The sequence below is a fragment of the Enterococcus sp. C46 genome (assembly GCF_040887565.1).
GTDB classification, from domain to species: Bacteria; Bacillota; Bacilli; order Lactobacillales; family Enterococcaceae; genus Enterococcus_B; species Enterococcus_B lactis.
Genome location: NZ_JBFOGA010000018.1, coordinates 1 through 12,444 on the forward strand (window position 1 = coordinate 1; position 12,444 = coordinate 12,444).

Sequence of the window (12,444 nt, forward strand, 5' to 3'; positions counted from 1 at the left end):
AAAGTCTTTGCCAGTTGATCTAACGTGCAATCATTTTGGGACTGCTCGCATACCAAGAACGGACAATGTAGAATTTTTTGATCCCAATTACCGTTATTCTTTCAAAGAATGGCAAGATTGGTCTTTCAAACAAACAGATAATAAGGGCTTTACTCGTTCAAGTCTAACGTTTTTAAGCGGTACAAAAGGCAAAAAACAAGTAGATGAACCCTGGTTTAATCTCTTATTGCACGAAACGAAATTTTTAGGAGAAAAGGGTTTAGTAGGGCGCAATAGCGTTATGTTTACCCTCTCTTTAGCCTACTTTAGTTCAGGCTATTCGATCGAAACGTGCGAATATAATATGTTTGAGTTTAATAATCGATTAGATCAACCTTTAGAAGAAAAAGAAGTAATCAAAATTGTTAGAAGTGCCTATTCAGAAAACTATCAAGGGGCTAATAGGGAATACATTACCATTCTTTGCAAAGCTTGGGTATCAAGTGATTTAACCAGTAAAGATTTATTTGTCCGTCAAGGGTGGTTTAAATTCAAGAAAAAAAGAAGCGAACGTCAACGTGTTCATTTGTCAGAATGGAAAGAAGATTTAATGGCTTATATTAGCGAAAAAAGCGATGTATACAAGCCTTATTTAGCGACGACCAAAAAAGAGATTAGAGAAGCGCTAGGCATTCCTGAGCGGACATTAGATAAATTGCTGAAGGTACTGAAAGCGAACCAGGAAATTTTCTTTAAGATTAAATCAGGAAGAAATGGTGGTATTCAACTTGCTAGTGTTAAATCATTGTTGCTATCGATCATTAAAGTAAAAAAAGAAGAAAAAGAAAGCTATATAAAGGCGCTGACAAATTCTTTTGACTTAGAGCATACATTCATTCAAGAGACTTTAAACAAGCTAGCAGAACGCCCCAAAACGGACACACAACTCGATTTGTTTAGCTACGATACAGGCTGAAAATAAAACCCGCACTATGCCATTACATTTATATCTATGATACGTGTTTGAAAGAGAAGACGAAAACGGAGATAAAAAATATTATATCGGTACATTTCAAAGCGATAAGTTGAAACGACTCACTCCATATAAAGATGATAAAGAGGAATTGGCTCAACAGCTTAAAAAACAGCAAGACCAACATAGAGAACAAAAGCAAGAACAAACAATAGCTTTACAAAGAGAAGAAGAAAAATAAAGGAGAATGAGCTATGAATTTTCTACAAAATAATTTCCAAACTTTATATTTAGGTGCAGCTGCAGGAGATATTCAAGGAAGAATTTCCGGAGCATTAACAACAGTTCAATCCGTATTGACAGGTATACAAGATCGTCAAAAAGCATTTAGATGAAGCGGAAACAATCGTGATTGCGACCGACAGCGACCGAGAAGGTGAAGCAATCGCCCGCTTGATTATCAACCTTTCGGGAAATAGCCGGAAAACCATTAAACGTTTATGGATCAACTCGCTTGAAACTAGCGAAATCAAAAAAGGATTTCAAAATCTGAAGGACGGACAGTCGTTTTATTCCACTTACAAAGAAGCAGAAACCCGACAAATCGCTGATTGGCTGGTAGGAATCAATCTCACCCGTCTTTACACGCTTTATATGCAGAAAAACGGCATGAGAGGCATGTTTAGCGTTGGACGCGTCCAAACCCCGACTTTGTTCTTGATTTACCAACGCAACGAAGAAATCAAACATTTCGTCAGCAAGCTATTTTATGAGTTGTATGCCACTTTCACACACTCGAATGGTAAGTACAAAGGGAAATACAAAGAGCGGTTTGATACACTCGAAAACCTTGACGGGTTCAAAGAAACCAATCAGCTAGAGCAAGCGGAGAATGCCGAAGTAACAAATGTCAAAGTGGAAGAAAAACGGCAGTATGCGCCGAAACTCTTTAGCTTGTCTGATTTACAATCTTTCGCGAACAAACGCTTTAAGTACAGTGCCGACAAAACGCTTTCGATCGCTCAAAAACTCTATGAAAAAAAGGTGCTTTCTTATCCAAGAAGCGATACCAATTATATTGGTCGCCCCGAATTTGACTACCTGAAAAGCAACCTCAGTCGGTATCTCGAACTAGCAGGAGTGGGCATTTCCGAACCGCAGCTAAACGAAAATAAACGGTATGTAGATGGAAGCAAAGTACAAGAACACTATGCGATTATTCCAACGAAGACATTGCCGAAGCTCAGTGATATAACGAAAGACGAAAAAAACATTTATCTTCTGGTCTTGTATCGTACCCTCGCAATTTTTGAAAAGCCGTATATCTATGACGAAACCACCATTGATACAGCGATCAATCAGGTTCTGTTCCAATCAAAAGGGAAGACAGAAAAAGAGCGTGGATGGAAACGACTATATAAACAGGAAGAAAAAGACAAGGACGACCCACTTTTACCAGAAGTAACCGTCAATGATTCAGTGGCTTTCGCCCTTGAAACAAAGGAAGGGAAAACCCAACCACCCAATTACTATACAGAGGGCACACTGCTAACCGCCATGAAACATGTCGGACGGGCAATGGACGATAAAGACAGCAAAGACATTCTTAAAGAAACCGAAGGGATTGGAACCGAGGCCACTAGAGCCAGTATCATTGAAACATTGAAGAAACAGGACTACATCACGATCAGTAAGAGTAAAATCTATGTGACAGAAAAAGGCGAATTGTTGTGCCGCATAATTGCAGAGGACGAAATCGCCAATGCCGGCATGACTGCCCAATGGGAACGCTATTTGAAAAAGATCCGAAGCCAACAAGGCACACAAGAAGCTTTTTTAGGCAGTATCGAGCGGTTTGTGCAGCACCTCATTGAAAAGTGCCACAAAACTTCCAAGACAAAAAAGAAAACATTGCAGATGTAGCCGGTCATATGGAACAAGAAAATGTGATGGGTACGTGTCCGAAATGTCAAAACAGCGTAGTAAACAAAGGAAAATTTTATGGCTGTTCGGGCTACAAAGACGGTTGCAAATTTACGCTTCCTAAAAGATGGAGCCAAAAAGCACTCACAAAGAAAAATGTCCAAGATTTATTAAGCAAAAGAGAAACGAGTTTAATCAAAGGGTTCAAAAGTAAAAAAGGAAGCAATTTCTCGGCAAAGTTAACACTGAATGACGAAATGAAATTAGCTTTTGAATTTCCAAAAAAATAAAAACACAAGATCTAGACCTTGCCCCTTTTGGAAAAAAGGGGCAAGCCCCCAAAATCGTCTCAGTCACCCAGTTGTAATAGCCTAAAACTGAATAACACTTAAATAAGTCAAGGAACGGGTAAGTATTTTTTGGCAGACCACCAAAAAATCTCCACCCTCACAGTCCTTGACTTCTTTATTTTTGGCTGTGGGCTGTCGTCGCCGACAGTCAAACCAGTTGTAAAAAATATTTGCTATCTTGCCTGTCGCTAAAATAGTGTACCGCCAAAAAACGCTTGAAAGGAATTTTTCTTTTGCTCGCTTGTTGCTTTGTAAGAATAAGTAGCTATTCTGCAAATAACCCTAATATTTCGTATTTCTCTAAAAAACCAGTGTTTGAGAGGGAAGTTCTACGCTCATTTCAGATTGATCTATGGGTAACTTATCCATGAAAATGCCTGTAAACCGCTCTTTTTTCAGTTTTTTTAAAGAGAGAGAAAATAAAAATAAAATACCAACTTTTTACGTATATTAATAACGAAGGACTTAAATATAGGATGATCAAAGGAGGCGTTCTTATGTATGAAGACGAATGGAGAGAATACTATGCAACCAAAAATGAGAGCATACATATTACGAGAAACAAACTCATTTTCCAATGCAATGAAGGAATCGCTCTGTCTACTCATAAAACGGAAATTGAAAGAATCATGCATGCATTGGCACTTAAACTCTTATTACTGGAGTTAAATTCATATGATTTTTAATCTGCAAAAAAGTTTATAGCACCGTCGCTTATACCAGAAAATATAACAAACGCCGCATTGTTTTTTTGTGCACTTTAATAATCTATTCAACTAAGGAATTAAGCTGGCTGTCAAGAGAGTAATATCGTATTGAATCTCAGGTGGAAATTTTCTGCGGTATCTTTTTTGACTGAAATGACATTAGTGTCTTTTGGGGATTGTGTATGTAAGTATTTTTAAAATCATTTTAACAAGTTTTGGACAAAAATTCTCATGAAAAAACAGAATTTAAATAGCATGATAAATTAGAGAAGATAGTTTAATGTGCTTATAGGAACACCCCACTTTTACAGTCACAATCAATAGCCTTGCTACTTTCTTTCGAAATTGATAAGAGTCTAAAGGATTGACAACGCTTGATAGTGAGCATAAACTTAGTGTACGCTAGTTAGTTTACAAGTGTAAACTAAAAAAGTATGATGTGTCGTCTCTGAAATTCTCCCTGATTCAAGTCATAACCAGAGTACATATCGGTTATTTTTTGATTCCATATTTTTTCCTTTATGTGCTGAGGATTAAGGGGTACCAATTGTAATTGCGCGTTATATGGTCTTTGTTTAGAATCGCTCTCCAAAAAGCCAATTTTTTTGCATAGAATTTTTAGATGTGGTACCATTAATTAGAATTATTATAAATAATAAGTAGGTATCATTGTTTCAGTACAAAGACTAGGAGGAATGGAAGATGGAAATAGACTACAAGGATCATGGGAAGAAGCCGTATATCATTAATATTGAAGACGCCACCACAGGAAATGATAATTACCGGACGACCATTTGGACAGGCAGTAAACTGCAAGTCACCGTAATGTCCATTCAACCGGGCGATGACATCGGTTTGGAAGTGCACGAAGGCATTGACCAATTTATCCGTATTGAAGAAGGAGAAGGCGTGTGTAAAATGGGGCCTTCTAAAGATAACTTACATGTTCAACAAAAAGTGATGGATGATGACGCCGTATTTGTTCCGGCGGACATGTGGCACAACATCGAAAACACCGGTGATAAGCCGCTCAGACTGTATACCATTTATGCTGGTCCAGATCACCTTGAAGGAACGGTTCACCCTACTCATGAAGACGCCAAAAACGATCCAAACGAACACTGAGGTACACTAGGATGAAACAAAAGACCTGCACCCGTATGGATGGTCCACTGGTGCAGGTCTTTTTTATAAAGGAGAGAAGTGGTATGAGTGATTCATTGTTTCAATTAGAGAAGGTTGGTTTTCAGGCAAACGGAAACCAAATCCTTCAAGATATCTCTTTTACAGTAAACAAAGGGGAAGTGATTGTTTTTTCTGGTCCTTCTGGAAGTGGAAAAAGTACCCTTTTGAAATTAATTGGTACGCTGCTTTCCCCAACTTCCGGAAAAATTTATTATCGAGGTACGGATCTGCAAAAAATCGATCCTGTGGAGTATAGAAAAGAAGTCTCTTATTTCTTTCAAAACGCTTCTCTATTCGATGAGACAGTTCAAGAGAACTTGTCTTTTCCTGCCCGCATAAGAGAAGAAGGATTTGATCGAGAACGTGCAAAAAAATTGTTAAAACGAGTTCAAATACCTGAAACTTACTTATCGAAAGAGGTCAAGGAACTATCAGGAGGGGAAAAACAACGGGTTGCATTGGTCCGAAATTTGATGTATCAACCGAAAGTGTTGCTCCTGGATGAAGTTACCAGTTCATTGGACCAAGAAAACAGAGCGATTGTCCTTGATTTAGTCCGAGACATGATGAAAGACCAACAAACTACGGTGTTGGCCGTCACTCACAACCAGGAAGAAATCGACCAAGCTTCTCGTCTGATTACTATCAAAGGTGGAAAAATGGAGGAATCGAAATGACAAACAATTTGGAAATCAGTAATCTTTCTTTGCTTTTATCTTCTGTCCTCTTGATAGTTGCCTTGTTGATTGATTACAAAGAGAAATTGGGATTAGGAAACGACATTTTTATTGCGGGAATTCGCGCTGTCGTTCAATTATTCCTTATTGGATATGTATTGAGCTACGTATTACGAGTGGATAACAACTTTCTCACTTTAGCGATGGTTTTGTTCATTGTGTTCAACGCTTCTTATAACGCCCATACACGCAGTGAGGGGATCAACCGCTCTTTTAAAATTTCAACGACGGCTATTGGAGTAGGAACAGCCTTGTCCTTACTCATTCTTGTTTTTTCAGGAGTCATTGACTGGACCCCTTCCCAAATCGTTCCAATTACAGGCATGATTGCCAGCAACGCCATGACTGCGATTGGAGTGACCTATCGGTCTTTGAATTCAAAATTTACGGACCAACGCCAACAGGTATTGGAAAAATTGGCATTGGGAGCCAATAAAAAACAAGCGTCCATGAGTATTGTAAGAGAAAGCGTCAAAACGGGCATGGCTCCTTCTATTGACCGAACAAAAACGGTTGGACTTGTCAGCCTACCAGGTATGATGTCAGGGTTGATTTTTGCGGGAATTGATCCTGTTCAAGCGATTCGTTACCAAATTGTTGTGATGTTTATGTTGATTTCAGTTACTGCGATTTCTTCATTTATTGCTAGTTATATGGCTTACCGTGAGTTTTATAACAATCGCAGTCAATTAATTATATGATTTGGGATGATACACTACTCTTAAAACCAGTGGTTACAATTTTATGTAGTTAAAAGAAGACCTCACGAGAATAATTGCAAAAAGAACTTCATTTTTTAAGGAAGAAGGATATTTTTGTCATCGAATCTTTGGAACGACTAGGGCGAAACTATGATGAAATTTTTTATATAGTGCAGCAACTGGATTAAAAGGATATCGGACTGATTGTTTTGAACATGCCTATCCTCAACCAATGAGAACTTTCGACGAAATCATGTTCTAGAAAGAAATTTCTATCCAATAAGAATTCCAAATCATGGACACTATTATCAAAGAAGCTTTAATAGATAAAATATTCAAAGCAGATTCTAAAAAAGTCGATTCCACAAAATATACATGAAATGAAAAATGGAGGAATATAAGTGAACTTTATGTATGAAGTTAAAACAACTAAATCATTCCAAGCGGCAACAGAAGCACTCATTGAGAAACTCAAAGAAAGAGAATTTGGTGTATTGTATCAAGTTAATTTTAAAGAAAAAATTAAATCTAAAGGGTTAGATTTCCCTACAAATTTTGAGGTATTAGAAGTATGTAATCCAAAACAAGCAAAAGAAGTATTGGAAAAACGTATTGAAGTTGGCTACTTTTTACCGTGTAAGGTAGTTGTTTATGAAAAAGAAGCCGATGTGTATATTGGACTACTAAAACCAACAGTATTAATTGACTTTATCAAAGATGATAATTTGACAATGATTGCTAGAGAAGTTGAATCAACATTAAAAGAAGTAGTGGACGCTGCTAAATAAATATAAAAAAGACTTTCTCATGAACTAAAATGGACCCCTATAGAGTACACTAAAAAAAGTGTCCTCTATAGTTTTTTTTGCCCATAGGGAGGAAGGTCATGTAACTTTATCCACTAGCTCTTAATACAAGATTCGGAAATACCGACATATTATGGTCGTTTTTATTCTTTTTGAAAAATGCTTTACAAAAAATATGCATGGGGGTATATAAATGAAAAATATCATTTTATTAAGTATAAAAGGTTATCAAAAAGGAATTTCGCCGTTGTTTCCACCGAGTTGCCGTTATTATCCCACCTGCTCGCACTATGCTTGGATAGGCTACAATTAACTAGACAGAAAAATTAAGGTGTGTAGACTAGAAGAAAACATACCAGGAGGAATTTTTATGTCTAAGAGAACACGAAGAACTTTTTCACAAGAATTCAAGCAACAAATCGTCAATCTTTACTTAGCTGGAAAGCCACGTGTAGAAATCATTCGAGAATATGAACTAACGGCTTCAGCATTTGACAAATGGGTAAAGCAATCTAAAACGAGTGGTTCATTCAAAGAAAAAGATAATCTTACGCCTGAACAAAAAGAATTGTTAGAACTACGTAAAAGAAACCAGCAATTAGAAATGGAAAATGATATTTTAAAGCAAGCAGCGCTGATATTCGGACGAAGAGACAAGTAATCGATGCGAATAAGCATCTTTACCCTATATCAGCGATGTGCAGAATATTAGGTCTATCACGTCAGTCCTATTATTATCAATCAAAACCAAAGAAAGACGAATCAGAACTTGAAGAAGTAGTCGCTGAAGAATTTATCCGCAGCCGAAAGGCCTACGGCTCAAGAAAAATAAAAAAAGCCTTATCAAAACGAGGCATTCAGATCAGCCGACGAAAAATTAGTAGAATCATGAAAAATAGAGGATTAAAATCGAGCTATACTGTTGCTTATTTTAAAGTACATCATTCTACTTGCAATGAAGCCAAAACGACAAACGTATTGAATCGTAAATTCTTAAGAGACAACCCATTAGAAGCGATCGTAACAGACTTGACTTATGTACGAGTCGGGAAAAAATGGAATTATGTCTGTTTCATTTTGGATCTGTTCAATCGAGAAATTCTCGGCTATTCTTGTGGAGAACATAAAGATGCCGTTCTAGTAAAAAAAGCATTTAGCCGTATCAAACAACCTCTGACAGAGGTTGAGATTTTTCATACTGATCGTGGAAAAGAGTTTGATAACCAAGCTATTGATGAATTATTAACAACTTTTGACATCAATCGATCATTGAGTCATAAAGGCTGTCCTTTTGATAATGCCGTAGCTGAATCAACTTATAAGTCGTTGAAAGTAGAATTTGTCTATCAATACACATTTGAAACCTTACAACAATTGGATTTGGAGTTATTTGACTATGTCAATTGGTGGAACCACCTTCGGTTGCACGGTACACTTGGCTACGAGACACCGGTTTGGTTACCGTAACCAGAGATTGGCGCAGCGAATCCTTGATAATGAGCTCGGATGTGCTAACGCTAGCGAGGCAGTCTAACTTTAACTGTTAGCTCCTGCCGAAGATCGTCACATCCGAGGAGGCTCATTGTCAAGGACAATCGGAATAGCATACGGAAAGAAGTTCTGCATCTTATAAAATTTGTCAAAAAAACTGTTGCCATTCCAGTATTTTCTAGAAATGTAATTATTCTATTAAACATTCCAGCATATCCAAGTATATAGAAAATTTACGTTTTCTATATACTTGGATTTGAATTATAGCTATTTGTAATTTACTTCAATTATTTCGCTATAGCAGCTAATAACACTATAAAGACACATACAGCAACTCCTTAAATGGGTTTCGTATGTGTCTTTATAGTGTTGATCACTTCATATTTTAGTTGGTCAAAATCCTTATCATATGTAGCAATATATACCACTAAATTTACAGCATCTTTTTGATCAATAGCTAAAAGCTGTCCATTGATTTTCAAAAAGACAAAAGTAGCTAAGAAAGCAGTACGTTTATTTGCATTATGAAAAGGATGTTTCTTTATCAATTGTATAAGTAGGATAGCTGCTTTTTCATAAATCGAAGGATAAACCTCTTCACCAAAAGCTGAGGCTCGAAGTTGTCCTACACACATTTCTAAAGCATTCGCGTCCTTTACACCAATGGGTTCATTAGGAGAGTATTTTTTTATTTGGATCACATTCATTTTTATAACATCTTTGGCTTCTAGGTAATGAACACTCATTTATCGACAAGCTCTCTAAAAGTAGTATCATATTCAGTTAATGCTTGAGATATTGCTACATCGATCTCATCAGATAAGGTTTGTTTTTTTGTAATTGCTGCTCGAAGTTTTTCTTCATCTAAAAAAACCGTATCTCCAGGATTTAACCCATTTTCTTTAAGAAACTCCTTTGAAATAGTTAATACTACTGAATTCCCTACTTCTCTGAATTTTCTTTCTTTGATTGCCATAGTCTTCTCCCCTTTTTTGTTTGTATATACAGTATATACGCTTATTGATTTTAAATCAATCGTAGTCCCTCTCATGTCTAACTCTATAGAAAGATTGTTCTTTCTATAGAATTAAGAAAAACCAAAAAAATTTTTAGAATACAAACTGCTATCCCCTCGCCTATTTATATATACCATTTATTTTATATGATTATATAGAACCTTATATAATTTGTGTTTTCCAAAAAAAATATAGCATACCAATTGACAAACGTCCCTATAATTGGTATAGTCCAATTGTAGGGGTACTCCTCTCTCCTACTTATTGAAAGGATGAATGACATGAAAAATACAGAAATATATCAAAAAATAGATACAATCATACTTCATATGCCCGATTATATAAAAGATTTTGTTCAAGATCGTGAAGATAAAGATCAATCACCTCGAACCACTTTAGAATATCTAAAAAATTATAAGCTCTTTTATGAATGGCTTCTGAGTGAGTCTATCGTTCCTGATACTTCAATCACCTCGATAAGACATTTAACTGCCTATGACCTAAACTTGTACAAATCTCATTTGAAACGTCGCGCAAAAGAAAATGTAAAAAAAGATACAACAAAAGCTAAGCTCGAAGATAATAATAACTTAGGCCTATCCACTTCTACTATCAATAGAAATATAACAGCATTGAAAGTTCTATTTAAATATCTTTCGAAAAGTTCCAATAATCCTCTAGGAAAACCATACTTAGACGATAATCCTATGGATCAGGTAGCAACTATCACAGATAAAACAACTTTAGCAGCTCGTGCAAATGCCATTGAGAAAAAATTATTTCTAGACGAAGATACACAAAATTATCTAGATTATATTGCCAATGAATATAAAAATACTTTGAGCAAACGAGCTCTGATCTATTACCATCGAGATGTAGAAAGAGACCTGGCGATCAATGCACTGATTTTAGGATCTGGATTGAGACTCTCCGAGGTTGTAAATATTAACTTAGATGATCTATCTTTGGATAAGAATAATGTGGTAGTAACTAGAAAAGGAAATAAGAGAGATGCGGTCAATATAGCAGCGTTCGCAATGGAATATTTAGCTAATTATCTAGCTATTCGGAAAGAAAGATATAAAGTGACAGAAAACGAAAAAGCATTATTTCTAGCAATTTACCAAGGAGAAGCCAAACGTATATCCGGTATTGCAATCGAACGGATGGTAGCAAAATATTCGAAAGGATTCAGAGTCCAAGTCAGTCCGCATAAACTGCGTCATACATTGGCTACTAGACTCTACCAACAGACAAATTCTTTGGTATTGACTGCCCAACAATTGGGACATTCAAGTACCAATACAACGACTTTATATACCCATATAGACAATGCGGCTACAATTGATGCATTGAATTCATTATAAAAAAAAGTCCAACTACAAATAGATTTCGTAGTTGGTTTTTTTTATCTCTAATCATGCAAAGATTAAATACCTAATTTAAATCCTTTTAAGGAAGCACCGATTTCATCTTCTGTAATTCCAATATATCTTTTAGTAATCGATTGAGAACTATGATTAAAAATAAACATTAAGGTAGCAATGTCTCTAGTTTTCTTGTAGTAGTGATACCCAAAAGTTTTTCTTAATGTATGTGTTCCTATATCATCTCTTCCTAATTTTTCTGCTATATCTGCATATATCTGATAGACACGATCCCTTGTTATATGTCGACCTTGTTGCCGACTTGGAAATAACCAATCATTTTCTTCTTTACCTTCAGTATATAATAAAATCTCTTCTCTCAAATTATCTATAAAAATCGGTTTTCGCTTACCTGTTTTATGTTCAACAATAATAGGCTTACTTTTACCTCGTATGTCTCCAACTTTTAATCCTATAATATCTGACATACGTAACCCATTATTGATTCCAAACAAAAATAAAAAACTATCTCTTTCTGGATTACTTGTTCTTCTTAGCCAAAACTGAAAATCTTGTATCTCTTCATTTGTCCTTAACGGTTGTACATTATAGCTCACTATTGTTTCCCTTCTTAAAAATATTCTGAGTTCATGATTATATATATATTTTACCATAATCATGAACTTATATATATACTCTGTTAAAAGTGAAGAAAATCAAGGGGTTTAGTTTATGATTTTATATCATTTCAGTAACTCAGAATATTCCGACTTTTTTGTACAAAAAAATTAACCTTACTTATATGAAGATTCTAAGCTCTTATTTAAATTTTAGACGGGCAGTTTATCCGTAGAAGTTCTTAGAATAGCTAATTTACATAATTAAATTATATGAAATTTAAGTTTGAACAATATACTAAGAACTCCCCTTACTATAAAGTGAAATAAATTAGCATATGAATAACCGTGCTACCAAGCTTTTCATTAATAAAATATTTTTATTAATATTTTATAACTTTACGCAAGATCATAATTTTGTCTGTGTAGATATTTCGTTATATCACTAAAGATAATAAGATTTAATGACCTCATTAATATTGTTTGCTAGGTCCAAACTCTTATTAAACTTTCCTTGCTATAAAACCCAAACATAGTAATAAAAAGAGAGTGTAAAATATTTTGTGTAAATAGAAAAAAAGGAAGTCCCTTC

Annotated in this window: 14 protein-coding genes and 2 pseudogenes; 13 read left to right on the forward strand and 3 right to left on the reverse strand. The window is 35.5% G+C overall.

All coding sequences use genetic code 11. The annotated features are described in order from the left end of the window. The 12 genes and pseudogenes from AB3I27_RS13615 to AB3I27_RS13670 all read left to right on the forward strand — a co-directional run. Positions 1 to 955 (forward strand): primase C-terminal domain-containing protein (locus tag AB3I27_RS13615; protein WP_252702752.1); only part of this gene is annotated, 955 nt, incomplete at its 5' end. Between the two features lie 43 nt (positions 956 to 998). Further along, on the forward strand, positions 999 to 1,193 hold the full coding sequence (locus tag AB3I27_RS13620) for a hypothetical protein (protein ID WP_002307508.1): 195 nt from the start codon (positions 999 to 1,001) through the stop codon (positions 1,191 to 1,193). A gap of 13 nt (positions 1,194 to 1,206) precedes the next feature. Further along, on the forward strand, positions 1,207 to 1,347 hold the full coding sequence (locus AB3I27_RS13625) for a hypothetical protein (RefSeq protein ID WP_002316998.1): 141 nt from the start codon (positions 1,207 to 1,209) through the stop codon (positions 1,345 to 1,347). A gap of 13 nt (positions 1,348 to 1,360) precedes the next feature. Beyond that, positions 1,361 to 2,875: a DNA topoisomerase gene (locus AB3I27_RS13630; RefSeq protein WP_252702753.1), complete on the forward strand. Its 1,515-nt coding sequence runs from the start codon at positions 1,361 to 1,363 to the stop codon at positions 2,873 to 2,875. A gap of 8 nt (positions 2,876 to 2,883) precedes the next feature. After that, positions 2,884 to 3,165, forward strand: coding sequence for a topoisomerase C-terminal repeat-containing protein (locus AB3I27_RS13635; RefSeq protein ID WP_025480082.1), 282 nt, complete (start codon positions 2,884 to 2,886; stop codon positions 3,163 to 3,165). A 557-nt stretch (positions 3,166 to 3,722) separates the two neighbouring features. Next, positions 3,723 to 3,911, forward strand: coding sequence for a hypothetical protein (locus AB3I27_RS13640; protein ID WP_002311028.1), 189 nt, complete (start codon positions 3,723 to 3,725; stop codon positions 3,909 to 3,911). 723 nt (positions 3,912 to 4,634) lie between these two features. Next, positions 4,635 to 5,057, forward strand: a complete 423-nt coding sequence (locus AB3I27_RS13645) for a cupin domain-containing protein (RefSeq protein WP_002307506.1) — start codon at positions 4,635 to 4,637, stop codon at positions 5,055 to 5,057. An 83-nt stretch (positions 5,058 to 5,140) separates the two neighbouring features. Next, a complete protein-coding gene (locus AB3I27_RS13650) occupies positions 5,141 to 5,794 on the forward strand; it encodes an ATP-binding cassette domain-containing protein (RefSeq protein ID WP_086300291.1) in 654 nt (217 codons plus the stop codon). Further along, on the forward strand, positions 5,791 to 6,555 hold the full coding sequence (fetB, locus tag AB3I27_RS13655; RefSeq protein WP_002311027.1) for an iron export ABC transporter permease subunit FetB: 765 nt from the start codon (positions 5,791 to 5,793) through the stop codon (positions 6,553 to 6,555). Before AB3I27_RS13650 ends, fetB begins: the two co-directional genes overlap by 4 nt. Positions 6,556 to 6,965: 410 nt before the next feature. After that, complete coding sequence (locus AB3I27_RS13660) at positions 6,966 to 7,343, forward strand: DUF302 domain-containing protein (protein WP_154731875.1); 378 nt, start codon at positions 6,966 to 6,968, stop codon at positions 7,341 to 7,343. A gap of 211 nt (positions 7,344 to 7,554) precedes the next feature. Continuing rightward, positions 7,555 to 7,656, forward strand: a pseudogene (gene yidD, locus AB3I27_RS13665) (membrane protein insertion efficiency factor YidD); the annotation flags it as partial. Positions 7,657 to 7,731: 75 nt separating this feature from the next. Further along, positions 7,732 to 8,895, forward strand: a pseudogene (locus tag AB3I27_RS13670) (IS3 family transposase). A gap of 295 nt (positions 8,896 to 9,190) precedes the next feature. On the opposite strand, the gene AB3I27_RS13675 reads toward AB3I27_RS13670, so the two are convergent. Together AB3I27_RS13675 and AB3I27_RS13680 are read right to left on the reverse strand one after the other, a co-directional pair. Next, a complete protein-coding gene (locus tag AB3I27_RS13675; protein ID WP_002307501.1) occupies positions 9,191 to 9,598 on the reverse strand; it encodes a type II toxin-antitoxin system death-on-curing family toxin in 408 nt (135 codons plus the stop codon). Beyond that, positions 9,595 to 9,828 carry an addiction module antitoxin gene (locus AB3I27_RS13680; RefSeq protein WP_002295764.1) on the reverse strand — a complete coding sequence of 78 codons (234 nt, stop codon included), beginning with the start codon at positions 9,826 to 9,828 and terminating at the stop codon, positions 9,595 to 9,597. Before AB3I27_RS13680 ends, AB3I27_RS13675 begins: the two co-directional genes overlap by 4 nt. Positions 9,829 to 10,149: 321 nt before the next feature. Here AB3I27_RS13680 and xerS point away from each other — a divergent pair, with 321 nt between their 5' ends. After that, the gene (gene xerS, locus AB3I27_RS13685; protein ID WP_002295762.1) at positions 10,150 to 11,235 is read left to right on the forward strand and encodes a tyrosine recombinase XerS; all 1,086 of its coding nucleotides are present in this window, start codon (positions 10,150 to 10,152) and stop codon (positions 11,233 to 11,235) included. Positions 11,236 to 11,297: 62 nt separating this feature from the next. Here the strand turns inward: xerS and AB3I27_RS13690 are convergent, their stop codons facing one another. Then, positions 11,298 to 11,852 carry a tyrosine-type recombinase/integrase gene (locus tag AB3I27_RS13690; RefSeq protein WP_002295761.1) on the reverse strand — a complete coding sequence of 185 codons (555 nt, stop codon included), beginning with the start codon at positions 11,850 to 11,852 and terminating at the stop codon, positions 11,298 to 11,300. Positions 11,853 to 12,444 lie beyond the last annotated feature (592 nt).